The sequence below is a fragment of the Streptomyces sp. HUAS MS02 genome, assembly GCF_055702265.1.
Genome location: NZ_CM146747.1, coordinates 6,356,753 through 6,380,767 on the forward strand (window position 1 = coordinate 6,356,753; position 24,015 = coordinate 6,380,767).

A 24,015-nucleotide genomic window follows, 5' to 3' on the forward strand; every position below is an offset into this window, starting at 1 on the left:
ACGTGATCGAACCTATCACCGGGTGGATTCGCCGGTCGGGGCTGTGGAAAACCCTGTGGAAAACGTGGATGACGGGGTGGCGGACGGGGTGACCGACGGCTGCACCGAACCCCCGTACGGACTCTTGCCGATGATGCGGTTCGACACGAACGACCACCCCACACACCCCGCGCACAACACCGCCGCGATGACGATCCCGGCGAAGACCTTCCCGACCCGTTCGTCCACCGAGCGCCGTTGCCGCTGCGCCCCGAACAGCAGGGCGTCCCGCAGCCGCCGACGCCGCACCGACACCGACTCCAGCAACTGGCTGTCGTAATCCTGCGCTGCCACGGCTACGGAACCCCGTTCACTTCGTCTCTCGGAGCCGGCCCGTCAGCCGATCTGGTCGACCGCCGCGCGGGCCCTGGCCAGCGTCGACTGGGCCGTGCCGTCGTTCTGTTCGAGCGTGGTGCGCACCAGGCGGATGATCTCGCGGACCTCGGCCGCCGCCTTCTTCCAGCGCTCTTCCTTGCCGTGGTAGTCGTCCGAGACACCGTCCGCCTGGAACTCGGTCATCGCGGCCTTCACGGCGGCGTCGCGGTCGGTGAGCACCCGCTCCAACTGCCCCACGATCGTGCCGAGCGCGGTCTGCACCTCGCCCGAGGCGCCGGTGTCGTACGAACGGCGGTCCTGGTTCTGAGCCATGAGTACTTCCCCCTCGTTCCTACTCGTTCCTGCTCGTCGCTGCTTATCGGGCGCCGAAGCGGGCCGCGTCGAAGTTGGCCAGGCCCATGTTCTGGTTGGCGTTGTCCTGGGACTCCACGTCACCGGTGCCGAACGCGTTGTCCATGCCCGACTGACCGCCCAGGATCGCGGCGAGCGAGCCGTTCAGGTCGGCGGTGATCTCGTCAGCGCGGTTCTTGAACGAGTCGAACGCCACCTTGCCCGCGCCGTTGAACTTGCCCTCCAGCGGTTCCGCCGCGCTGATCAGCAACTGGATCAGCGTCCCGAGGTCGTCGCTCGAACCGAGCGTGCTCTTCCCGAGCTCCGCCAGGGTCGTCGCCCCCATGTCGAACTTCACGTCGTGTCCACCCCCGTGTGTCTGGGTCACCTACGTCTCGAACATGGTCTCCCACAACGCGTTGCACCCGCAACGCGCTTGCCGGACCGGTGACACCACCGGAACATAATTCGAACACCGTTGTGTCGCGTCACCGGCTCCCGACGACGAAAAAAATCCCGAACCGCCGTGCAACCCTCCCCCCACCCCGCGGGTCGTACTTGGCATCAGGACTTCTCGGAGGGGGATCTGGGGGGATCGCGGGGGTTCTGATACGGAGGGGAATACCGAGGGGCCCGGTCCACTGAACTGGGCCCCTCGAAGCATTCCGGCGTGCTCGCCGACAGGGTCGCTGGAACTCACCAACAGGTCGCTGGAACTCGCCGACAGGGTCGCTAGAAGAACACCCCGCACCGCAGCAGCACATTCGCGTACGGCCGCGCCTCCCCGGTCCGTACGACCAGCCGCGCGCCCGCCGACAGCTCCTTCAACTCCTCGTGGGGGACCAGCTCCAGCTCGGGGAAGCGGTCCTCCAGCAGCGCCGTCGCCCCCAGATTCGCCTCGCGCACCTCATACGCGGCCGTCGCCCCCTCGACCACGATCTCGTCGAGCAGCCCGTCCAGCACTTCCGCGAACGACGGCACCCCCGCCCGGAACGCCAGGTCGACCACGCGCGGCCCCTCGGGCACCGGCATCCCCGCGTCGCACACCAGCACTCCGTGCCCGTGCCCCAACTCGGCGATGGCGCCCGCGAGATGACGGTTGAGTATCCCGGCCCGCTTCACAGCGCCGCGACCTCCTCGGCGGTCGGGAACGAGACCTGCGCCCCGGCTTTCGTGACGGCGGCGGCCCCCACCCGGGCCGCGTACGCGGCGGCCTCGGCGGGCTCCGCGCCCGCCCCCAGCCGCCACGCCAGCGCCGCCGTGAACGCGTCCCCGGCCCCCGTGGTGTCCACGGCGTCCACCTTCACGGCCGCCACCCGCGCACTCCCCTCGGCGGTCGCGACCAACGCCCCCTCCGCGCCCAGCGTCACGACCACCGAACGCGGCCCGAGGGCCAGCAGCGCCCGCGCCCAGTCCTCCGGCGACGGCGACCCCGCGAGCTCGCCCCCGACGATGACCCGGGCCTCGTGCTCGTTGACGATCAGCGGATCACAGGCGGCCAGTACCTCCGCGGGCAACTCCCTCGGCGGCGACGGGTTCAGGACGAAACGGGTCCCCTCCGGCAACCGCCGCACGACCTCCACCACCGTCTCCAGCGGGATCTCCAACTGCGCGGAGACGACCCGGGACGCGCGCAGCAGGCCCTCCGCCGCGCGCACGTCCCCGGGCGTCAGTTTACCGTTGGCGCCGGGCGACACCACGATGCTGTTGTCGCCCGACGGGTCCACCGTGATCAGCGCGACCCCGGTGGGCGCCCCGCCGACCAGCACCCCGGCCGTGTCGACCCCGGCCGCCCGCTGCGAGTCCAGCAGCAGCCGTCCGTTGCCGTCGTCGCCGACCCGCGCCAGCAGCGCCGTACGCGCCCCGAGCCGGGCCGCCGCCACCGCCTGGTTGGCGCCCTTGCCGCCGGGGTGGACGGCCAGGTCGGAGCCGAGCACGGTCTCCCCGGCCCCCGGCCGCCGCTCGACACCGATCACCAGGTCGGCGTTGGCCGATCCCACGACCAGAAGGTCGTAGTCGTACATGCGTGCTCCTTCGTGCGTCCTCGTGGTCAACCGCTGAACCGGCCGCCGCCGTCAGCCGCCGAACGCGGCCTTCGACCGTATGCGCGGCCGGCTCGCCGCCGCCGTCAGCCGCTGAACTCGGCCACGTTCTCGGACGTGACCACCTTCACCGGCACCATCACCGACTTCTCGACCTTCTCGCCCTTGGCGGCCTCGACGGCGTTGCGTACCGCGATCCTGCCGAGTTCCGCGGGCTGTTGCGCCACCGACGCGTACAGCGTGCCCGCCTCGACGGCCTTCAGCCCGTCGGCGGTGCCGTCGAAACCGATGACCTGGACCGACTTCCCGGCCTTGGCGCCGAGCGCCTTGATCGCGCCGAGCGCCATCTCGTCGTTCTCCGCGAAGACACCGTCGACGTCGGGGTTGGCCTGGAGCAGGTTCGTCATCACGTCGAGGCCCTTGGTGCGGTCCCAGTCGGCGGGCTGCTTGGCGAGGACCTTGATGCCCGGGTACGCCTTCAGCCCCTCGGCGAAGCCGGCACCGCGCTCCCGGCTGGCGGAGGTGCCCGCCTGGCCCTGGAGGATGACGATCTCGCCCTTGCCGCCCAGCTTCTCGGCGAGCGACTTGGCGGCGAGTTCGCCGCCGCTGACGTTGTCGGAGGCCACGAGCGCGGCCGTGTTCGCGCCGTTCACCGCGCGGTCGACGGCCACCAGCGGGATGTCCGCCTTGTTGACGGCCTTGGCCGCCGGGGTCACCGCGTCGGAGTCCACCGGGTTCACGATGATCGTGCCGAGGCCCTCACTGGTGAAGTTCTGCAGCTGGTTGGCCTGCTGCGAGGCGTCGTTCTGCGCGTCCGTGACCGACAGGTCCACGCCCAGCTTCTTCGCCTCGTCCTGGGCGCCCGCCCGGATCTGCACGAAGAAGGGGTTGTTGAGCGTCGACAGCGACAGCCCGATCTTCTCGCTCTTCGCCGCCGAGGACCCGGTGTGCAGGAACGAGGTCGCGCCCACGACCGCCGCCGCGACCACCGCGGCCAGCACATAGGTCACCGCCTGTTTCCTGCGGTCGCCGGAGCCACCGGCACCGGCCGCCACCGGGGTCGCCCCCGCCTTGCGCCGCACCGTGTCCAGCAGCACCGCCAGCGCGATCACGACACCGATGACGACCTGCTGCCAGAAGGCGGACACGGACAGCAGGTTGAGGCCGTTCCTGAGCACCGCCAGGATCAGCGCGCCGATCAGCGTCCCCGACGCCTTGCCCGTACCGCCGGCCAGCGAGGCGCCGCCGATGACGACCGCCGCGATCGCGTCCAGCTCGTAGCCCTGCGCGGCCTGCGGCTGCGCGGAGGAGAGCCGGGAGGCGAGCACGATGCCCGCGGCGGCGGCGAACAGCCCGGACAGCGCGTAGATGACGAGCTTCTGCCGCTTCACCCGCAGCCCGGAGAGCCGGGCCGCCTCCTCGTTGCCACCGATCGCGTACATGGCACGCCCGATGTACGTACGCCCGAGGATCACGGCCGTGACGGCACCGAGGACCAGCATCACCAGGACCGGCACCGGCAGCCAGCCGCCGAGGTTGTCACCGAGGTGCGACACCGACTCGGGGAACGCGATCGGGCTGCCCTGCGAGATCACCAGCGACAGACCGCGCCCCACCGACAGCATGGCGAGCGTCGCGATGAACGGCGGCAGCTTCCCGTACGAGATGAGGAAGCCGTTGACGAGACCGCACGCGATGCCGGTGACGACGGCGAGGAGCACGGCTATCGGGACCGGTACGCCCTCCGAGGTCGCGCTCCAGGCCAGCACGGTGGCCGACAGCGCCGCCACCGAACCGACCGACAGGTCGATGCCCGCCGAGACGATCACGAAGGTCACACCGAACGCGAGGATCGCGGTGACGGCGGCCTGGACACCGATGTTGAGCAGGTTGTCGGCCGTCAGGAAGTCGCCGGACAGCACCGACATCCCGACGACGAGGACGATCAGCGCGGTCAGCGCGCCGTTGTCGAGCAGGAGCCGACGCAGCCCCGATGCTCCCGAGGCGCCACTCGCGCCCGTCGTGCTCTTGAGCGTGTCAGCGGCCATCGGGGGCCTCCGTTTCAGTCGCAGAAATGTTCGGGTTCGAGACGGCGAGCGCCATCACCGCGTCCTGGGTGGCCTCGGCGGCGGGCAGTTCACCCGCGATCCGCCCCTGGGCCATGACCAGCACCCGGTCGCTCATACCGAGCACCTCGGGCAGGTCACTGGAGATCATCAGCACGGCGGCACCGGCGGCCGTCAGCTCGTTGATCAGTTCGTAGATCTCGACCTTCGCGCCGACGTCGATCCCGCGCGTCGGCTCGTCGAGGATCAGCACCTTGGTGTTCGCCAGCAGCCACTTGCCGATGACGACCTTCTGCTGGTTGCCGCCCGAGAGGGTGCGCACGTGCTGGTGCAGCCCGGCCATCCGCACCCCGAGCCGCTCGGCGACCCCGGCCGCGTTCGCCCGCTGCCCCTTGAGGTCGACGAACCCGCCCCGGGTCGCGCCCCGCAGGGTCACCAGGCCGAGGTTCTCCTCCACGGACGCGTCCAGCACCAGCCCCTGGCCCTTGCGGTCCTCGGGCACGAGCCCGATCCCGGCGGCCATGGCGGCGACCACGTCGTCCTTGGGCACCGCGGAGCCACTGACCCGCACGGCCCCCGCGTCGTACGAATCGGCGCCGAACACGGCCCGCACGACCTCCGTACGGCCGGCCCCGACGAGCCCCGCGACGCCGACGACCTCACCTGCCCGCACCTCGAAGCTGATGTCGTGGAAGACGCCGTCCCGCGTGAGTCCCTCGACGACGAGCAACCCCTCGCCGGAGTCGCCCCGCTCCCTCGGGTACTGCTGCTCGATGGACCGCCCGACCATGAGGCGTACGAGCTCGTCCTGCGGGGTGGTGGCGGGCACCTGCCCGACGCTCTTCCCGTCCCGGATGACGGTCACGCGATCCCCCAGGGCGGGGATCTCCTCCAGGTGATGGGTGATGAAGACGATCCCGACCCCGTCCTCGCGGAGCCGTCGCACGATGGCGAAAAGCCTCTCGACCTCCTCGGTCGTCAGCACGGCGGTCGGCTCGTCCATGATCAGCACACGCGCGTCGAGGCTCAACGCCTTGGCGATCTCGACCATCTGAAGCCGGGCGATCCCGAGTTCACGCACGCGCGCGCGTGGCGAGACCGACACACCCACCCGTTCCAGCAGCTCGGCGGCCTCGGCCTCCATCCGCTTCCGGTCGATCATCCCGAAGCGGCGCGGCTGCCGCCCCAGGAAGATGTTCTCGGCGACGGTCAGATCGGGAACGAGATTGAACTCCTGGTAGATGGTGGCGATCCCGAGCCGCTCGGAGTCCTGCGCACCATGGATGCGCACCTCCTCGCCGGCGGCCAGGATCCGCCCCGCGTCGGGCGTGTAGGCGCCGGAGAGCATCTTGATGAGCGTGCTCTTGCCTGCACCGTTCTCACCGAGCAGTACGTGCACCTCGCCCCGGCGCAGATCGAAGTCGACGCCGTCCAGCGCGACCACACCGGGGAAGGACTTCCGTATGCCTTCGATGCGCAGCAACTCGTCCGCGTTGCTCACGTCTGGCTCCTGTTCGTTACGGGGGACGGCTCTGGGGAAGCCGGTCGCTCGGGGGGAGCGGTCTCGCCGCACGAGCGGCGTACGACGAGACGGGCGGGGAGGGTGACGGACTGCGGGGGCCGCCCCTCGATGCGGTCGACCAGCGCGCGCACGGCGGCGCGCCCCAGCTCGCCCGTGGGCTGGGCGATCGCCGTGATCGGCGGATCGGTGTGCACGAACCAGGGGATGTCGTCGAACGCGGCCAGCGCGATGTCGTCCGGAACCCGCATCCCACGCGCGCGGATGGCGTCCAGCGCACCGAGCGCCATCAGGTTGTCGGCCGCGAACACGGCCTCGGGCGGCGTGGCCAGATCGAGGAAGCCCTCGGTGACCCGGCGCCCGCTCTCGGCCTGGAAGTCGCCCTGCCCTATGTACTCCTCGGGCAGGTCGAGTCCGTACGTGTGCAGCGCCTCACGGAAGGCCGCCACCCGCTCCTGACCGGTCGTGGTCGCCGCCGGGCCCGCGATGATGGCCAGCCGCCGGTGCCCGAGCCCGTGCAGATGCGCCACGAGATCCCGCACGGCGGCCTGCCCGTCGGCCCGGACCACCGGCACGTCGACACCCGGGATCCACCGGTCGACGAACACCATCGGCGTGCCCGCCCGCACGGCGTCCAGCATCAGCGGGGAGACGCCGTCGGTGGGGGAGACGAGCAGCCCGTCGATCCGCCGGTCGAGCAGGTTCCGTACGTGGTGATCCTGCAGCTCGGGCCGCTCGTCGGCGTTCCCGATGATCACGCTGTACCCGAGGGCGCGCGCCTCCTCCTCGACGGACCGCGCCAGCTCGGTGAAGTACGGGTTCATCACGTCACTGATGACCAGCCCGAGCGTGTGGGTCTGATCCGTGCGCAATGACCGCGCGACGGCGTTCGGCCGGTACCCCAGCGTCTCGACGGCGGCCAGCACCCGCGCCCGCGCCTCCGCGCTGACCGACGGATGGTCATTGAGCACCCGGGACACGGTGGCGACGGACACCCCCGCCTCGGCCGCGACATCCTTGATGCTCGCCATCGCTGGCCCACCTCCTCGTGGAATCGATTACATCGACGTCACGGAGGATTGGAATCGATTACACGGGGCGGGGGCAAGAGTCGGACAGTGGCCGAAATCCAATCGTGACCCGAAGTCGTGACCCGAAGTCGTGACGTGCAGCGGACCGGCTTTGGTGGCCGACCCGTTCAGAGCACCTTGATGACGGCGAGGGTGATCAGGACGGCGACGGCACAGATCCCGCCGAGGACGCCGACACCCACGCCGATCTTCACGCTGAGCGGCTGAGCCTCCCGCCGGCCCGGTTCACCGGCCGCACCGCGGATCAGGCGGTGCTCCTCGGCGGACGAGAAGGTGTACTCCTCGGGGCCGTTCAGGGAGTCGCGCGACTTCATCGACCGGCTGGCGAAAGAGCTGTGAGGTGCCCATGCGCAACTGGCGGAAGTCGTCCTACTCGGGCCCGGACGACGGCAACGCCTGCGTCGAAATGGGCCCCCACCCCCACCCGCATGGCCGTCCGCGACTCCAAGACCCCCTCCCAAGCCACCCTCACCTTCTCCACCCCCGTGTTCGCCTCGTTCCTCGAAGTCCTCAAGGGGTCCGCCGAGGAGGGCACATGAGACGGGGGTGTGTTGCCGTCGGTGTGGACTCGTGCGAGTGAACGCCCCCGCTTTCGTCGTCTGCGTACCACTGCGCCTGTGTTTAGTGAATGCTAAACTCGCGGGAAGGGTCGAAGGAGGTGGAAGAGCAGTGGGACGTCTACCTGACGCACGAGGTGGATCAGTGGCTGCACGATCTGGAGAAGTCCGACGCGGACTCGTACGTGCTCGTGAACCAGGCGATCTGGATCCTCGCCTGCCATGGACCTGCCGAGGGGCGCCCCTTGGTGGACCGGATCAAGGGGTCGGCGCTGCACAACCTCAAGGAGTTGAGTCCTGGGTCCTCCGGTCGGAGCGAGGTGCGTGTCCTGTTCGTGTTCGACCCGTGGCGCTCCGCGATCCTGCTGGTGGCCGGGGACAAGGCCGGAAACTGGGAGGCTTGGTACGACGAGGCCATTCCGCTGGCCGAACGCCGGTACGCCGAGTATGTCGCCGATCGGAAGAAGGAGTCGGGGAAGTGAGCGGACACGTCGCATGGTCGGCGAGCGGACATCGTGAGCGGGCGGAGGAGCTGGCCGACGGCCGGGACGCGTTCCTCGAAGGCACCCACGCCATGCTCGCCGAGGCCCGTGCCTGGCGGTTGGCCGACATGCGTCAGGAGCGCGGGATCACCCAGGCCCAAGTGGCCGAGCGCATGGGCGTGACCAAGGGAAGGGTCTCGCAGATCGAGAGCGGCCAGGTCTCCGGGACGGACGTCGTGGCGAGGTACGTCGAGGCGCTGGGCGGGAACCTCGTCATGGTGGCGGTCTTCGGCGACGGGGAACTGCGCAAGGTCGGGTAGGCGCCGATGGTTCCGGCCAGGGACGCCGAGGCATCGGCCCCGCTGCTCCCACCCCGGCCGTCAGACCCTGACGGTACCGTCGGATCATGTCCAAGCAGGCGGGGAACACCGAGTCCACAGAGCGGCGACTCGCCGTACTCGAAGGCGTCCTGGAACGGATCACGTACGCCAACGAGGACAACGGCTACACGGTCGCGCGCGTGGACACCGGCCGGGGCGGCGGCGATCTCCTGACCGTCGTCGGTGCCCTCCTCGGCGCCCAGGTCGGCGAATCCCTCCGGATGGAGGGCCGTTGGGGCTCGCACCCCCAGTACGGCAAGCAGTTCACGGTGGAGAACTACACGACCGTCCTCCCGGCCACTGTCCAGGGCATCCGCCGCTACCTCGGCTCCGGCCTCGTCAAGGGCATCGGCCCGATCTTCGCCGACCGCATCACCCAGCACTTCGGCCTGGACACCCTCCAGATCATCGAGGAGGAGCCGAAGCGCCTCATCGAGGTCCCCGGCCTCGGCCCCAAGCGCACCAAGAAGATCGCCGACGCCTGGGAGGAACAGAAGGCGATCAAGGAGGTCATGCTCTTCCTCCAGACGGTCGAGGTCTCCACGTCCATCGCGGTCCGCATCTACAAGAAGTACGGCGACGCCTCGATCGGCGTCGTGAAGAACCAGCCGTACCGGCTCGCGGCCGACGTCTGGGGCATCGGCTTCCTCACCGCTGACAAGATCGCCCAGTCCGTCGGCATCCCCCACGACAGCCCGGAGCGCGTCAAGGCGGGCCTGCAGTACGCCCTTTCGCAGGCCACCGACCAGGGCAACTGCTACCTCCCGGAGGAGCGCCTGATCGCCGACGCGGTCAAGCTCCTCCAGGTCGACACGGGCCTGGTCATCGAGTGCCTGGCCGAACTCGCCCTGCCCGACGAGGAGTCCGGCGAACCCGGCGTCGTACGCGAGAAGGTGCCGGGCCAGGACGGGGGAGACCCTGTCACTGCCATCTACCTCGTCCCCTTCCACCGCGCCGAACTCTCCCTCTCCGCACAGCTGTTGCGCCTCCTGCGCACCGACGGCGACCGCATGCCCGGCTTCCACGACGTGGCCTGGGACAAGGCGCTGGCATGGCTGCGGGGGCGCACGGGCGCGGAGTTGGCCCCGGAGCAGGAGGCGGCCGTACGCCTCGCGCTGACCGAGAAGGTGGCCGTGCTGACCGGTGGCCCGGGATGCGGCAAGTCCTTCACGGTCCGCTCGATCGTGGAGCTGGCCCGCGCCAAGAAGGCGAAGGTCGTGCTCGCCGCCCCCACCGGCCGGGCCGCCAAGCGTCTCGCCGAGCTGACCGGCGCCGAGGCCTCCACCGTCCACCGCCTCCTGGAGCTGAAGCCCGGCGGCGACGCGGCCTACGACAAGGACCGCCCGCTGGACGCCGATCTGGTGGTGGTCGACGAGGCCTCCATGCTGGACCTCCTGCTCGCCAACAAACTGGTGAAGGCGGTGCCGCCGGGCGCGCACCTCCTCTTCGTCGGGGACGTCGACCAGCTCCCCAGCGTCGGCGCCGGCGAGGTCCTCCGCGATCTCCTGGCCGACGGCAGCCCGATCCCCGCCGTCCGCCTCACCAAGGTGTTCCGCCAGGCGCAGCAGTCCGGTGTGGTGACCAACGCGCACCGGATCAACTCCGGGCAGCACCCGGTCACCGACGGCATGAAGGACTTCTTCCTCTTCGTCGAGGACGACACGGAGGAGGCGGGGCGGCTCACGGTCGACGTCGCGGCCCGTCGTATTCCGGCCAAGTTCGGGCTCGACCCGCGCCGGGACGTCCAGGTGCTGGCGCCCATGCACCGGGGCCCGGCCGGCGCGGGCACCCTCAACGGTCTGCTCCAGCAGGCCATCACCCCCGCCCGCCCCGACCTGGCCGAGAAGCGGTTCGGCGGCCGGGTCTTCCGCGTCGGCGACAAGGTCACCCAGATTCGCAACAACTACGAGAAGGGCGAGAACGGCGTCTTCAACGGCACCGTCGGCGTCGTCACCGCGCTCGACCCGGTCGACCAGCGGCTGACGGTCCTCACCGACGAGGACGAGGAGGTGGCGTACGAGTTCGACGAACTGGACGAGCTGGCGCACGCCTACGCGGTGACGATCCACCGGTCCCAGGGCAGCGAGTACCCGGCCGTGGTGATCCCGGTCACCACCGGAGCCTGGATGATGCTTCAGCGCAACCTCCTCTACACGGCCGTGACCAGGGCGAAGAAACTGGTGGTCCTGGTCGGCTCCCGCAAGGCGATCGGCCAGGCGGTGCGCACGGTCTCCGCCGGCCGTCGGTGCACGGCCCTCGACTTCCGGCTCGCACCACGGGTTTTGTAGTCCTGGGCCCGCTTCGGGGGAACCTCTCGTGCCGCTCCGGCGGCTCGTGAGTGAAATTTGATCGATCAAACGAGTCGTAAAGGTCACACAGCCCTTCCAGATGGCGGACGGAGGGGGCAGGATGAGCAAGTTGGCGGCACTGAGTGCCGCCGATGGGCCCGATGGTCGACCCCGAGTGCACTCTCCAGAGCCAATTGGGGGATGGTAGAGACAGTCAGGGCACCTCGAAGAAGAGGCACTACGTCGGTGAGGGATGACGTGAGCGACAACTCTGTAGTACTGCGGTACGGCGACGGCGAGTACACCTACCCGGTGATCGACAGCACCGTCGGCGACAAGGGCTTCGACATCGGGAAGCTCCGGGCCCAGACCGGTCTGGTCACCCTGGACAGCGGCTACGGCAACACCGCTGCCTATAAATCCGCCATCACCTATCTCGACGGTGAGCAGGGCATCCTCCGCTACCGCGGCTACCCGATCGAGCAGCTGGCCGAGCGTTCCACCTTCCTCGAGGTGGCGTACCTGCTGATCAACGGTGAGCTTCCGACCGTCGACGAGCTCTCCACGTTCCAGAACGAGATCACGCAGCACACCCTGCTGCACGAGGACGTCAAGAACTTCTACCGGGGCTTCCCCCGGGACGCCCACCCGATGGCGATGCTCTCCTCCGTGGTCAGCGCCCTGTCGACGTTCTACCAGGACAGCCACAACCCGTTCGACGAGCGGCAGCGCAACCTCTCCACGATCCGCCTGCTCGCCAAGCTGCCGACCATCGCGGCGTACGCGTACAAGAAGTCGATCGGTCACCCGTTCGTCTACCCGCGCAACGACCTCGGTTACGTCGAGAACTTCCTGCGCATGACCTTCTCGGTCCCGGCTCAGGAGTACGACCTCGACCCGGTCGTCGTCTCGGCGCTCGACAAGCTCCTCATCCTGCACGCCGACCACGAGCAGAACTGTTCGACGTCGACGGTCCGCCTGGTCGGCTCGTCCCAGGCGAACATGTTCGCGTCGATCTCCGCCGGTATCTCCGCGCTCTGGGGCCCGCTGCACGGCGGCGCCAACCAGTCCGTCCTGGAGATGCTGGAGGGCATCCAGGCGAACGGCGGCGATGTCGACTCCTTCATCCGCAAGGTGAAGAACAAGGAGGACGGCGTCCGTCTGATGGGCTTCGGCCACCGGGTCTACAAGTCCTTCGACCCGCGCGCCAAGATCATCAAGGCCGCCGCGCACGACGTCCTCTCGGCCCTCGGCAAGTCCGACGAGCTGCTGGACATCGCGCTGAAGCTGGAGGAGCACGCGCTCTCCGACGACTACTTCGTCTCGCGCAACCTCTACCCGAACGTGGACTTCTACACGGGTCTGATCTACCGCGCCATGGGCTTCCCGACCGAGATGTTCACGGTCCTCTTCGCCCTCGGCCGCCTCCCGGGCTGGATCGCCCAGTGGCACGAGATGATCAAGGAGCCGGGCTCCCGCATCGGCCGCCCTCGCCAGATCTACACGGGCGTCGTCGAGCGCGACTTCGTCCCGGTCGAGGCACGCTGACCGAGTACGCGTAGCAAGGGCCCGTACGGAGAGCCGTCCGCACGGGCCCACTGCTTTTCCTCCTTGGGCCCGCTCACTGCCGCACGGTTTTGCCCCGGGGCCTCTCACTGCCGCACGGCTTCTGCCTCTGGGCCTCCTCACTGCCTGACGGCAGCAGAGGGCGCCCTACGGCGAGTGAGCCGAAGGGGCGCGCCTGTGTCGAGAGCCCATGGGGGCACCTCCCGCTCGAGCGAAGCCGAGAGTGGGGGAGCGCGCAGCGCCCGACGAAGGAGGGCCGAGCACGATCGGGCTCTCGACACAGGCTGAGGCGCCCCGGAGGCGAACCGAGCCCCAAAAAATAGCGAGAAGGCGCCCTGCAACGCTGGTCCCCCCACGGGCCGGCGAGCAGGGCGCCTTCCCATGTCCCGGTGCGGATTCCCCCCACGGGATCCGGCCGGGCGTCTGGTGGGCACAGCGCCTGAATCGCTGAGCTCGACGAGCAGAACTCGTCGTCCTACCTGTATGCGGTTGTCGAGCGGCGGTGTGCGGTCTGCCGGGACGCGTACGTACGGGAGGGCCGCTCAAAGCTCCCCGGTGCACGTGCCCCGGCAACGCAATTCCGGGAACGTCCCCCAAGACATCCCCAGATGTCAGTCACGCCCCCCAAGACGCTTCTGACATCGCCAACTTAGACTCACGAACCCCTTCAGTGGTTACGTTCACATCACTGTGATCTGCGTCTCCTGCGAAATGTCCTGAAGATGCGCAAGAGACCAGATTCAGCGATCGAGGCCCAGCGTAAGGATGATGCGCGAGCCTTGTGAAGAGCTTATGTGAGGCTACTTCCGGACTCTAGAGGGACTTTTGCCCGGCGGTCACGAAAATGTCCTGAGTCGCAAGCTGTTCGTTACCACGAAAACGGACGAAAAGGCCATAGTCGCCCCCGCGATCATCGGGTTGAGCAATCCGGCGGCGGCCAGCGGCAGCGCGGCCACGTTGTATCCGAACGCCCAGGCCAGATTGCCCTTGATCGTGGACAGGGTCCGCCGCGACAGCCGGATGGCGTCGGCGGCCACCCGCAGGTCCCCGCGCACCAGCGTCAGGTCGCCCGCCTCGATCGCCGCGTCCGTCCCCGTGCCCAGGGCGAGCCCCAGGTCGGCCACGGCCAGCGCGGCGGCGTCGTTGACACCGTCGCCGACCATCGCGACCGTACGGCCCTCGCCCTGGAGGCGGCGTACGACGTCGACCTTGTCCTCGGGCAGCACCTCGGCGATCACGTGCTCGGGGGCGACGCCGACCGCCGCGGCCACGGACCGGGCCACGCGCTCGTTGTCCCCGGTCAGCAGCATCGGGGTGAGCCCGAGCGCCCGCAGCCGCCGTACCGCCTCGGCGCTGGTCTCCTTGATCGCGTCGGCGACGGTGACGACACCGAGTGCCACACCGTCGCGGAGGACGACGACCGCCGTGTGCCCCTCGTCCTCGGCGGCCTCCTTGGCGCGCCGCAGGGCCTCGGGGAGCGGTTCGTCGTGGAATCGGCCCACCCGGACGTTGTGGCCCTTCACGAGGCCGCGTACGCCCCTCCCGGGCATGTTCTCGAAGTGCTCCACGGGCGGCAGGGCGCCCACGCGCTCCTCGGCGCCCGCGGCGATGGCCCGGCCCACCGGGTGTTCGGAGGCGTGTTCGACGGCACCGGCGAGACGCAGGAGGTCGGCCTCGGCGTCTCGGGCCTCGGTGCCTTGGGCTTCGGTGTCGTGGGCCTCCGTGTCGTGGGCGTCGATGCCGTGGGGGGCCCCGGCGACGTACACCCGCTGGAGCGTCATCCGGCCGGTGGTGACGGTGCCGGTCTTGTCCAGGACGACGGTGTCGACGCGGCGGGTGGACTCCAGGACCTCGGGGCCCTTGATGAGGATGCCGAGCTGGGCGCCGCGGCCGGTGCCGACCAGCAGAGCGGTCGGGGTGGCGAGACCGAGCGCGCACGGGCAGGCGATGATCAGCACCGCGACGGCCGCCGTGAACGCGGCGGTGGCGTCGCCCGTGGCGCCGAGCCAGGCGCCGAAGGTGGCCACCGCGATCAGGATGACGACCGGCACGAACACCGCCGAGATCCGGTCGGCGAGCCGCTGCACCTCCGCCTTGCCGTTCTGCGCGTCCTCCACCAGCCGCGCCATCCGCGCCAGCTGGGTGTCCGCGCCGATCCGGGTCGCCTCGACGACCAGCCGCCCGCCGGCGTTCACGGTCGCGCCCGTGACGGCGTCGCCGACGGTCACGTCCACCGGTACCGACTCTCCGGTCAGCATCGACGCGTCGACGGCGGAGGCGCCCTCCACGACGGTGCCGTCGGTGGCGAACTTCTCCCCGGGGCGTACGACGAAACGGTCGCCCACGGCCAGCTGTCCGACCGGGACGCGCACCTCCCGCCCCTGCCGGAGCACCGAGACGTCCTTGGCGCCGAGCCTCAGCAGCGCCTTGAGCGCGGCGCCCGCGCGGCGCTTGGAACGGGCCTCCAGATAGCGGCCGAGCAGGATGAACGCGACCACCCCGGCGGCCACTTCGAGATAGATCGTCGACGAGCCCGCCGCGCGGGAGACGGTGAACTCGAAGCCGTGCCGCATGCCCGGCATGCCCGCGTGCCCGAAGAACAGAGCCCACAGGGACCAGCCGAAGGCGGCGAGCGTGCCGACGGAGACGAGGGTGTCCATCGTGGCCGCGCCGTGCCGGAGGTTGGTGAACGCGGCCCGGTGGAAGGGCAGCCCGCCCCAGACGACGACCGGCGCGGCCAGCGTCAGCGAGAGCCACTGCCAGTTGTCGAACTGGAGGGCGGGGATCATGGCCATGAGGACGACGGGCACCGCGAGCAGCACCGAGACGGTGAGCCGTTGCCGCAGCGAGGCGAGTTCGGGGTCCGCCTCCTCCGCGGGGAGGGCCTCTTCCTGCTCGGACCGCGGCGGGGCCGGGGGCGGGGGCTCCTCGGCCGTGTAGCCGGTCTTCACCACGGTGGCGATGAGGTCGGCGATCTCCGTCCCCGAGGGGTAGCTGACCTTCGCCTTCTCCGTCGCGTAGTTCACCGAGGCGGTGACCCCGTCCATGCGGTTGAGCTTCTTCTCCACGCGGGCCGCGCAGGAGGCGCAGGTCATCCCGCCGATGGTCAGCTCGACCTCGTGGACGGTGCCGCTCGTGGCGTCTGCCGCGGTGGTGCTCGTCATGTCCGTGCCCGTACGTCCGTGGCCGTGCCCGGTCTCAGGCCTTGCCGACCAGTTCGAAGCCGGCCTCGTCGACGGCGGCGCGGACGGCCTCCTCGTCGAGCGGGGCGGCCGAGACCACGGTGACCTCGCCGGTGGAGGCGACGGCCTTCACCGAGGACACGCCGTCGAGCTGGTTGATCTCGCCCGAGACGGAGCCCTCGCAGTGCCCGCAGCTCATGCCGCTCACCTTGTAGACGGCGGTGACGGAGCCCTGGGTGTCGGTGTCGGTGGCCATGTCGTTACTCCTCATCGGGGCGTGTGGGGGACTGCGTCGGGGTCGGGTAACCCTTCAGAACATCCACCTTATACCCCCTAGGGGTATGAATCCAAGAGGGGTCCGCGCGGGGAGGTGGGGCGCCGGGGGCGCTAGGGGTCGACTGGCGGGCGGTCGCCCACCAAGGGTTCCAGGTAGCGGAGCAGGACGTTCTTCAGCTCCTGGACGTAGGCCTCGCGCTCCTCGCCCTCGCGGCCGAGGATCAGTTCCAGGCCGGCCTTGTACATGGCCATGCAGACGTGGGCGGTGCGGGTGATGTCGGCGGCCGGCGTGCCGGGCAGGAGCGGGGTGAGCAGGGCCTCGATCCGGGTGACCAGGGCCGTCTGCAGGGCGTCGTGCTGCTCGGCGATCCGGCCGGGGACGTCCGGGCCGTGCATCAGCGTGTAGACCACGGGGTGGCGGCAGTTGAAGTCGATGAAGCGGTCGACGGCGGTGGTCACGGCCACCTCCAGCGGGGTCGCCGGGTCCACCGGGGCGAGCGCCTCACCGTAGGTCTCGCGCATCTCCAGCATGAGCCGCTCGCTCAGCTCGATCGCGATCGCTTCCTTGTTCGGGAAGAACTGGTACAGCGTCCCCGGCGAGACCCCCGCCTCGCGGGCGATGGCGTTGGTGCTGGCCGCGGTGTACCCGGTCGAGCAGAACACGGAGGCCGCCGCTGCGAGCAGCTGGGCGATACGGCGCTCGCCGCGGGCCTGGCGACGGCGCGGCTGCTCCTTGGCCTGGGGCCGCTCACCGGTCAGGGGCTGCTCTGCGGCCTGGGGCTGTTCCTTCTCCTGGTGGGTGGGCACGCGGTTATCCCCAGCTTTCCGGACGTGATTGACAAACACGAGTGGTCGCTCGCATTCTGGAGAAACGCGAGCGATCTCTCGTGTTTGCCAGTGTATGGCTTGGCGCTTCCATGCTGCCCGGCTGCGCACAGCACGGACCACAGTGATCAGAGTGAAGGGGACACCGCACCATGACCGAAGTCAACCGGCCACCCCGAGCGGGAGGCTGGACCCGGTTCGTGACCGCCCGCCCCCGGCTCTCCCTGCTCGTCGCCCTGGTGCTCACCGCCCTGGCGGTCGTCGCGGGCAGCGATGTCGCCGACCGTCTCGGCAGCGGCGGCTGGGAGGATCCGGCCGCCCAGTCCACCTACGCGACGAAGGCCCTGGAGCGCGAGTTCCCCGACTCGCAGCCCAACTTCCTGCTGCTCGTCGACGCGGGCGAGGCCTCGGTCGACGACCCGGCCGTCGCCGCCGAGGCGAAGAAGCTGACCGAGCGGCTGTCCGCCGAGAAGGGCGTCACGGGCGTCGGCTCCTACTGGCAGACCGGAGCACCGACCCTGCGCTCGGAGGACGGGAGCGAGGCGCTGATAGCGGCCCGCCTCACCGGCGACGAGACGGCCGTGAACAAGACCCTGGACCGTATCGCCCCCGAACTGCGCGGCACGCACGGCCCGGTCGAGGTCAAGGTCGGCGGCATCCTCGCCGTGCGCCACGAGATGCAGACGATCATCCAGGAGGACCTGCTGCGGGCCGAGATGATCGCCCTGCCGGTGACCCTCGTGCTGCTGGTCATGGTCTTCGGCAGCGCGGTCGCCGCCCTGCTGCCGCTCGGTGTGGGCGTCGTCGCGATCCTCGGCACCAACGCGATCCTGCGCGGCCTCACCGAGGTCACCGACGTCTCGGTCTTCGCCCTGAACCTCACCACGGCCATGGGTCTGGGTCTCGCGATCGACTACGCCCTGTTCATCGTGCGCCGCTTCCGCGAGGAGCTGTCCACCGGCGCCGACTCCCTGACGGCCGTCGCCACCACCCTGCGCACGGCCGGCCGCACGGTCCTCTTCTCCGCCCTGACGGTCGCCGTCTCCCTGGCCGCGATGATGGTCTTCCCGCAGTACTTCCTGAAGTCCTTCGCCTACGCGGGCATCGCCGTGGTCCTCCTGGCGGCGGCAGCCGCCCTGATCCTCCTCCCGGCCGCGCTCGTCCTCCTGGGCGACCGCGTCAACGCCCTGGACCTGCGCAAACTGTTCAAGCGCCGCAGCAAGGCGAAGACCACGGGCGACGGCTCCCCGGCCGTGGAGGAGGGCGCCGCCTGGGGCCGTATGGCGGCCCTCGTCATGCGTCGCGCCCCCTTCTTCGCCGTCGCCACGACCGCCGGTCTGCTCCTCCTCGGCCTCCCCTTCCTGGGGGTGAAGTTCGGTACGGCCGACGACCGCCAACTCCCGGCCAGTGCCGAGTCCCACGTCGTGCAACAGCACCTGCGCGAGGGCTTCCCGGGCACTCCCGGAGGCGGCCTGGAGATCCTGGCGGAGGGCGAGGCCACGAAGGCGGAGTACACCGCCTACAAGGAGCGGCTGGCGGACCTCCCCGAGGTGCTCCGGGTGGAAGGGCCCCTGGTCAAGGGCGACTGGGCCTACTTCACGGTGCAGCCGAAGGGCGAGGCGGTCGACGAGGGCGCGCAACGCCTGGTGAAGGAGATCCGGTCGACGGACGCTCCCTTCGACACCTCGGTGACGGGCACGGCGGCGGTCCTGGTGGACACCAAGGCGGCGATAGGGGACGGCCTTCCCTGGGCCCTCGCGTTCATCGCGATCGTCACCCTGATCCTGGTCTTCCTCCTCACCGGCAGTGTGCTGATCCCCCTCCAGGCGGTCCTGCTGAACGCCCTCAGCCTGACGGCCATGTTCGGCGCGCTGGTGTGGGTCTTCCAGGACGGCCACCTCTCCGGCCTGCTCGCCTTCACCAGCCCCGGCTCCATCGAGACGACCCTGCCGGTCCTGATGTTCTGCGTGGCCTTCGGGCTCTCCATGGACTACGGCGTGTTCCTGCTCTCCCGCATCAAGGAGGAGTACGACCACACCGGCGACCACACAGGCTCGGTCCGCTTCGGGCTCCAGCGCACGGGTGGCCTGATCACCGCCGCCGCCGTCATCCTCGCCGTCGTCATGATCGCCATAGGCACCTCCCGGGTCACCAACACGAAGATGCTGGGCCTCGGCATAGCCCTCGCCGTCCTCATGGACGCCATGGTCATCCGCAGTCTCCTGGTCCCGGCGGTCATGCGCCTGACGGGCCGCGCGACGTGGTGGGCCCCGGCTCCGCTGAGGAGGTTCCACGAGAGGTTCGGCCTGAGCGAGGGGGAGTCGGCGCCCGCCGCGCGGGCGACGGGGACGACGGACGCCGAGACCGCCACACCCGACGTGCCTGCCCCGGGCAAGCAGCGCGACGACGACAAGGTGGAGATCTCTGGCTAGCGTTCGCTCCGAAGAGGACGGTCGGTGGCCGTAGGCCGATGAGTGGAGGGCGACACATGCGCGCGGTGGTGTTCGAGCGGTTCGGAGAGCCGGCCACGGTGAAGGAGCTTCCCGCACCCACCCCCGCCCCCCACGGTGTCGTCGTCCGTGTCGAAGCGACGGGCCTGTGCCGCAGCGACTGGCACGGCTGGCAGGGCCACGACCCGGACATCACGCTCCCGCACGTCCCCGGCCATGAACTGGCCGGGGTCGTGGAGGCCACCGGCGCGGCGGTGACGGGTTGGCGCCCCGGCGACCGGGTCACCGTCCCCTTCGTCTGTGCCTGCGGCACCTGTGCCGCCTGCGCGGCCGGTGACCAGCAGGTGTGCGAGCGGCAGACCCAGCCGGGCTTCACGCACTGGGGCTCGTTCGCCGAGTACGTCGCGCTGGACCACGCCGACGTGAACCTGGTGGCACTGCCCGACGAGCTGTCGTACGGCACGGCGGCCTCGCTCGGCTGCCGCTTCGCCACGGCGTTCCGCGCGGTGGTCGCGCAGGGCCGGGTCGCGGCGGGGGAGTGGGTCGCCGTCCACGGCTGCGGGGGTGTGGGCCTGTCCGCGGTGATGGTGGCGGCGGCCTCCGGGGCCCGGGTGATCGCCGTCGACGTATCGGCCCGGGCCCTGGACCTGGCCCGGAAGTTCGGGGCGGCGGAGTGCGTGGACGCCTCGGCGGTCGAGGACACGGCCGAAGCGGTCCGCGACCTCACCGGCGGCGGCGCCCACCTCTCCCTCGACGCGCTCGGCTCCCCGGCCACCTGCGCGGCCTCCGTCAACGGCCTCCGCCGCCGGGGCCGCCACATCCAGGTGGGCCTGCTTCCCTCCGGGACGGGCACCACCCCCGTCCCCATGGCCCGGGCGATCGCCCTCGAACTCGAACTGCTGGGCAGCCACGGCATGGCGGCGCACGCCTACCCCACGATGCTGAAGCTGGTCGAGGCGGGCGTCCTCCGCCCCGACCTCCTGGTGACCTCGACGATCGGGCTGGACGCGGCCCCGTCCGCACTCGCGGCGCTGGGCACGGCCCCGGGCGGCGGAGTGACGGTCATCGAACCCTGGAACTGACCGTTCCCGGACGGGGTGAGGGAAAAGGGGTTCACTCCACCTTGCGCCCCCGGTTGCCCGGTCTGGAGGCGACCCAGGTGCGGATGGTGTCGGCGTACCAGTAGGGCTTGCCGCTCTCGACGTGGTCGGGCGGCGGCAGCAGCCCGTGTTTGCGGTACGACCGGACGGTGTCGGGCTGCACACGGATGTGCGCCGCGATGTCCTTGTACGACCAGAGAAGCCGGTCGGTCGTCATCTGTGGCACCTCCCTGCGCGCGCACCACGGCGGCGGCCGGGAAGACCGCAGGGGGAGCCGGGCACTGCGCTGGCGATCACAAGCCTGTGCTCGGCCAACGACACACAGTGATCAGCGAGAGCGCCCGTGGGTCACACGTGACAAAAGACCCGCGTACACGTGACGGACGTGACGAGACGGTGTCCTTTGTGACACAAGTGGCGAATTGGAGTGCCATGTTGACCGGGGGCGGGCAGCCGCGCCCCAAAAGGGGCGCGGGGAACTGCGCGACCAGCCACGAACCACCTGCGGCCCGCCGGCAACTCGCAGTTCCCCGACGCTTCTCGGCGCCGGCCCGCAGCGGAGCGCCTATGCCCCGCAAGACCTCAAGAACGCCCGCGTCCGCTGAGCGATCGGCAGCGGAGCGTCCGGCTCGCAGGGATACATGTCCTGCTCGACGATCGCGAATAGATCCACGTCCAGCTTCGCGGCCGCGGCCAGCACCGGCCCCAGCTCGGGCACGCCCTTCGGCGGCTCGCACATGACGCCCCTGGCCACGGCCGGCCCGAACGGGATCTCGTTCGCGCGGACGTCGGCCAGGATCTCGGGGTCGACCTGCTTGAGGTGCAGATAGCCGATGCGCTCGCCGTAGGTCTCGATCAGCTTGACGCTGTCGCCGCCGCAGTAGGCGTAGTGCCCGGTGTCGAGGCAGAGCGAGACCACCGAGGAGTCGGTGCCGTCCAGGAAGCGGACGACGTTCTCCTCGCTGTCGATGTGGGTGTCGGCGTGCGGGTGGACGACGATCTGGAGGCCGTACTTCTCCCGCACCTCCCGCCCGAGCCGCTCGGTCAGCTGCGTGAGGTGACGCCACTGCTCGACGGTCAGTTCGCTGGGCTCCAGAACCTTGCCCGTCTTGTCGTCCCGCCAGAACGACGGGATGACGACGAGGTGCTTGGCGCCCATGGCCTGCGCGAGGACCGCGTTGTCGGCCACGTGCGCCCAGGTCTTCTCCCAGACGTCCGGACCGTGGTGCAAGCCGGTGAAGACGGTGCCGGCCGACACTTTCAGGCCACGTTTGGCCGTCTCCTCGGCGAGGACCGCCGGGTCGGTCGGCAGATAGCCGTACGGGCCCAGCTCGATCCACTCGTAGCCGGAAGCGGCGACCTCGTCGAGGAAGCGCTGCCAGGGGACCTGCTGGGGGTCGTCGGGGAACCAGACGCCCCAGGAGTCGGGCGCCGAGCCGACTCGGATGCGCGAGACCCCGGAAACTTGAGACTGAGGTGACAACGACGTCATGGGAGTCAGCTTCAGCCCCTGGAGCTGAGGGTGTCAATAGGTAGTCCGAATGTCTGGACAAAGTATTGACAGGGTCGCTCCGACGGGGCTAGACCTTGACGGGAACCGGCGCGTGAAGGGAACTCGATGGCGTACGACCTGATCACCATGGGGCGGATCGGTGTGGATCTCTACCCGTTGCAGACGGGGGTCCCGCTGCCGCAGGTGACGTCCTTCGGCAAGTTCCTCGGCGGATCGGCGACGAACGTCGCGGTGGCCGCGTCCCGACTCGGCCGCTCCACCGCCGTCATCACCCGCACCGGCCAGGACCCCTTCGGCGACTACCTGCACCAGGCGCTGCGCGACTTCGGGGTGGACGACCGCTGGGTGACCCCGGTCCCGGGCCTCGCGACCCCGGTGACGTTCTGCGAGGTCTTCCCGCCGGACGACTTCCCGCTGTACTTCTACCGCAAGCCCAAGGCGCCCGATCTGGAGATCGACGCCCATGAGCTGGACCTCGACGCCATCGCCGGGACCCGGATCTTCTGGGTGACCGGCACGGGCCTGAGCGAGGAGCCCAGCCGTACGGCGACGCTCGCGGCGCTCGCCCACCGGGCCAAGGCCGGCACGACGGTCTTCGACCTCGACTGGCGCCCCATGTTCTGGAACGACCCGGCCGAGGCCCGCCCGTTCTACGAGGAGGCCCTGCGGCACACCACCGTGGCCGTCGGCAACCTGGACGAGGTCGAGGTCGCCACCGGCGTCCGCGAGCCGCAGGCCGCGGCCCGCGCGCTGCTCGACGCCGGCGTGGAACTGGCGGTCGTCAAGCAGGGCCCGAAGGGCGTCCTCGCGGTCAACGCCAAGGGCGAGTCCGCCGAGGTCCCGCCCCTGCCCGTCGACGTCCTCAACGGCCTCGGCGCCGGTGACGCCTTCGGCGGCTCCCTCTGCCACGGCCTGCTCGAAGGCTGGGACCTGGAGAAGATCATGCGGTACGCCAACGCGGCCGGCGCGATCGTCGCCTCCCGCCTGGAGTGCTCCTCCGCGATGCCGACCGTCGACGAGATCGAGACCGCGGTCGCTGCTGGAGCGGTGCTGTGACCACCACCCGCCCCGTGGGCCCCCTCGGCCCCATCGACGTCTCCGCCCTCGTCCGCACCCGGGTGCACCACCCCGAGGCGATCGCCGAGGCCGCCGCCCGCCGTACCCGGCGCTCCCTGATCGGCGACTCCGGCCGGCTGATGATCGTCGCCGCCGACCACCCGGCCCGTGGCGCCCTCTCCGTCGGCGACCGCAGGCTCGCCATGGCGAACCGCGTCGACCTCCTCGAACGGCTGTGCCTGGCGCTGTCCCGTCCCGGTGTGGACGGCGTCCTCGCCACCGCCGACATCCTGGACGACCTGCTGCTCCTCGGCGCGCTCGACGGCAAGGTCGTCATGGGCTCGATGAACCGGGGCGGCCTCGCGGGCGCCAGCTTCGAACTGGACGACCGCTTCACCGGCCACCGCCCCGAGGACATGCAGCGCCTCGGCTTCGACGCCGGCAAGCTCCTGCTCCGCGTCGACTACGACGACCCGGGCTCCCTCACCACCCTGGAGTCCACCGCCCGTGCCGTGGACGCCATGGCCGAACGCCGACTCCCCGTGTTCGTCGAGCCGTTCATCAGCCGCCGCGACCCGGCCACCGGCAAGGTCAAGAACGACCTGAGCGCCGAGGCGGTCACCAAGTCGATCGCCATAGCCGCCGGGCTGGGCGGCAGTTCGGCGTACACCTGGCTGAAGGTGCCCGTCACCGACAACCCCGACGACATGGCCCAGGTCATGGAGACCTCGACGCTGCCCGCCGTGCTGCTCGGCGGCGATGTCGGCGAGGACCAGGAGGGCGCGTACGAGAAGTGGCGCGGCGCGCTGCAACTGCCCACCGTGCAGGGCCTGGTGGTCGGACGCTCGTTGCTCTACCCGGCGGACGACGACGTGACCGCCGCCGTGGACACCGCCGTAGGACTGCTGTGAGGGCCG

22 protein-coding genes and 1 pseudogene are annotated in these 24,015 nt (G+C 70.2%); 9 read left to right on the forward strand and 14 right to left on the reverse strand.

Annotation, left to right across the window (positions count from 1 at the left end):
* Positions 1-15 precede the first annotated feature (15 nt).
* The 9 genes from ACZ9QC_RS27380 to ACZ9QC_RS27420 all read right to left on the reverse strand — a co-directional run bounded on the left by ACZ9QC_RS27380 (position 16) and on the right by ACZ9QC_RS27420 (position 7,737).
* Positions 16-333, reverse strand: coding sequence for a hypothetical protein (locus tag ACZ9QC_RS27380; RefSeq protein WP_217177788.1), 318 nt, complete (start codon positions 331-333; stop codon positions 16-18).
* 42 nt (positions 334-375) lie between these two features.
* Positions 376-687, reverse strand: a complete 312-nt coding sequence (locus tag ACZ9QC_RS27385) for a pore-forming ESAT-6 family protein (protein ID WP_472915550.1) — start codon at positions 685-687, stop codon at positions 376-378.
* A 43-nt stretch (positions 688-730) separates the two neighbouring features.
* Complete coding sequence (locus ACZ9QC_RS27390) at positions 731-1,063, reverse strand: hypothetical protein (protein ID WP_184893891.1); 333 nt, start codon at positions 1,061-1,063, stop codon at positions 731-733.
* A gap of 374 nt (positions 1,064-1,437) precedes the next feature.
* A complete protein-coding gene (gene rbsD / locus ACZ9QC_RS27395) occupies positions 1,438-1,827 on the reverse strand; it encodes a D-ribose pyranase (RefSeq protein ID WP_472915551.1) in 390 nt (129 codons plus the stop codon).
* Positions 1,824-2,729, reverse strand: coding sequence for a ribokinase (locus tag ACZ9QC_RS27400; RefSeq protein WP_217177784.1), 906 nt, complete (start codon positions 2,727-2,729; stop codon positions 1,824-1,826). The genes rbsD and ACZ9QC_RS27400 overlap by 4 nt, the downstream gene beginning before the upstream one ends.
* A gap of 104 nt (positions 2,730-2,833) precedes the next feature.
* The gene (locus ACZ9QC_RS27405) at positions 2,834-4,795 is read right to left on the reverse strand and encodes an ABC transporter permease/substrate-binding protein (protein WP_472915552.1); all 1,962 of its coding nucleotides are present in this window, start codon (positions 4,793-4,795) and stop codon (positions 2,834-2,836) included.
* Positions 4,785-6,314: a sugar ABC transporter ATP-binding protein gene (locus ACZ9QC_RS27410; protein WP_472915553.1), complete on the reverse strand. Its 1,530-nt coding sequence runs from the start codon at positions 6,312-6,314 to the stop codon at positions 4,785-4,787. The genes ACZ9QC_RS27405 and ACZ9QC_RS27410 overlap by 11 nt, the downstream gene beginning before the upstream one ends.
* Positions 6,311-7,363 carry a LacI family DNA-binding transcriptional regulator gene (locus ACZ9QC_RS27415; RefSeq protein ID WP_472915554.1) on the reverse strand — a complete coding sequence of 351 codons (1,053 nt, stop codon included), beginning with the start codon at positions 7,361-7,363 and terminating at the stop codon, positions 6,311-6,313. Before ACZ9QC_RS27415 ends, ACZ9QC_RS27410 begins: the two co-directional genes overlap by 4 nt.
* A gap of 167 nt (positions 7,364-7,530) precedes the next feature.
* Positions 7,531-7,737: a hypothetical protein gene (locus ACZ9QC_RS27420; RefSeq protein WP_472915555.1), complete on the reverse strand. Its 207-nt coding sequence runs from the start codon at positions 7,735-7,737 to the stop codon at positions 7,531-7,533.
* A gap of 32 nt (positions 7,738-7,769) precedes the next feature.
* Between ACZ9QC_RS27420 and ACZ9QC_RS27425 the strand changes: the two are divergent.
* The 5 genes and pseudogenes from ACZ9QC_RS27425 (at position 7,770) to ACZ9QC_RS27445 (ending at position 12,678) form a co-directional block, all read left to right on the forward strand.
* Positions 7,770-7,962: pseudogene (locus tag ACZ9QC_RS27425) on the forward strand (DUF397 domain-containing protein).
* A gap of 119 nt (positions 7,963-8,081) precedes the next feature.
* Positions 8,082-8,462 carry a type II toxin-antitoxin system RelE/ParE family toxin gene (locus tag ACZ9QC_RS27430; RefSeq protein ID WP_472915556.1) on the forward strand — a complete coding sequence of 127 codons (381 nt, stop codon included), beginning with the start codon at positions 8,082-8,084 and terminating at the stop codon, positions 8,460-8,462.
* On the forward strand, positions 8,459-8,782 hold the full coding sequence (locus ACZ9QC_RS27435) for a helix-turn-helix domain-containing protein (RefSeq protein WP_472915557.1): 324 nt from the start codon (positions 8,459-8,461) through the stop codon (positions 8,780-8,782). Before ACZ9QC_RS27430 ends, ACZ9QC_RS27435 begins: the two co-directional genes overlap by 4 nt.
* Positions 8,783-8,868: 86 nt before the next feature.
* Positions 8,869-11,130 carry an SF1B family DNA helicase RecD2 gene (gene recD2 / locus ACZ9QC_RS27440; protein WP_472915558.1) on the forward strand — a complete coding sequence of 754 codons (2,262 nt, stop codon included), beginning with the start codon at positions 8,869-8,871 and terminating at the stop codon, positions 11,128-11,130.
* A 258-nt stretch (positions 11,131-11,388) separates the two neighbouring features.
* On the forward strand, positions 11,389-12,678 hold the full coding sequence (locus ACZ9QC_RS27445) for a citrate synthase (RefSeq protein ID WP_033531335.1): 1,290 nt from the start codon (positions 11,389-11,391) through the stop codon (positions 12,676-12,678).
* An 854-nt stretch (positions 12,679-13,532) separates the two neighbouring features.
* On the opposite strand, the gene ACZ9QC_RS27450 is transcribed toward ACZ9QC_RS27445, so the two are convergent.
* From ACZ9QC_RS27450 to ACZ9QC_RS27460, 3 genes are all read right to left on the reverse strand, one after another.
* The gene (locus ACZ9QC_RS27450) at positions 13,533-15,860 is read right to left on the reverse strand and encodes a heavy metal translocating P-type ATPase (RefSeq protein WP_472915559.1); all 2,328 of its coding nucleotides are present in this window, start codon (positions 15,858-15,860) and stop codon (positions 13,533-13,535) included.
* A 34-nt stretch (positions 15,861-15,894) separates the two neighbouring features.
* Positions 15,895-16,134: a heavy-metal-associated domain-containing protein gene (locus ACZ9QC_RS27455; protein ID WP_472915560.1), complete on the reverse strand. Its 240-nt coding sequence runs from the start codon at positions 16,132-16,134 to the stop codon at positions 15,895-15,897.
* Between the two features lie 131 nt (positions 16,135-16,265).
* Entirely contained in the window at positions 16,266-16,913 is a 648-nt protein-coding gene (locus ACZ9QC_RS27460) for a TetR/AcrR family transcriptional regulator (protein WP_472921823.1), read from the reverse strand.
* 218 nt (positions 16,914-17,131) lie between these two features.
* Here ACZ9QC_RS27460 and ACZ9QC_RS27465 point away from each other — a divergent pair, with 218 nt between their 5' ends.
* Together ACZ9QC_RS27465 and ACZ9QC_RS27470 are read left to right on the forward strand one after the other, a co-directional pair.
* Positions 17,132-19,411 (forward strand): MMPL family transporter, encoded by a 2,280-nt coding sequence (locus ACZ9QC_RS27465; protein ID WP_472915561.1) that lies wholly within the window; start codon positions 17,132-17,134, stop codon positions 19,409-19,411.
* A gap of 56 nt (positions 19,412-19,467) precedes the next feature.
* Positions 19,468-20,511, forward strand: coding sequence for a zinc-dependent alcohol dehydrogenase family protein (locus ACZ9QC_RS27470; RefSeq protein ID WP_472915562.1), 1,044 nt, complete (start codon positions 19,468-19,470; stop codon positions 20,509-20,511).
* A 31-nt stretch (positions 20,512-20,542) separates the two neighbouring features.
* Here ACZ9QC_RS27470 and ACZ9QC_RS27475 read toward each other — a convergent pair whose 3' ends face one another.
* Together ACZ9QC_RS27475 and ACZ9QC_RS27480 are read right to left on the reverse strand one after the other, a co-directional pair.
* Positions 20,543-20,746: a helix-turn-helix transcriptional regulator gene (locus ACZ9QC_RS27475; RefSeq protein WP_215455564.1), complete on the reverse strand. Its 204-nt coding sequence runs from the start codon at positions 20,744-20,746 to the stop codon at positions 20,543-20,545.
* 348 nt (positions 20,747-21,094) lie between these two features.
* The gene (locus tag ACZ9QC_RS27480; RefSeq protein ID WP_472915563.1) at positions 21,095-22,021 is read right to left on the reverse strand and encodes a sugar phosphate isomerase/epimerase family protein; all 927 of its coding nucleotides are present in this window, start codon (positions 22,019-22,021) and stop codon (positions 21,095-21,097) included.
* A 126-nt stretch (positions 22,022-22,147) separates the two neighbouring features.
* Here ACZ9QC_RS27480 and iolC point away from each other — a divergent pair, with 126 nt between their 5' ends.
* Positions 22,148-23,098, forward strand: a complete 951-nt coding sequence (iolC, locus tag ACZ9QC_RS27485; protein WP_472915564.1) for a 5-dehydro-2-deoxygluconokinase — start codon at positions 22,148-22,150, stop codon at positions 23,096-23,098.
* A 32-nt stretch (positions 23,099-23,130) separates the two neighbouring features.
* Entirely contained in the window at positions 23,131-24,009 is an 879-nt protein-coding gene (locus ACZ9QC_RS27490; protein WP_472921824.1) for a Cgl0159 family (beta/alpha)8-fold protein, read from the forward strand.
* The last annotated feature ends 6 nt before the right edge of the window (positions 24,010-24,015 follow it).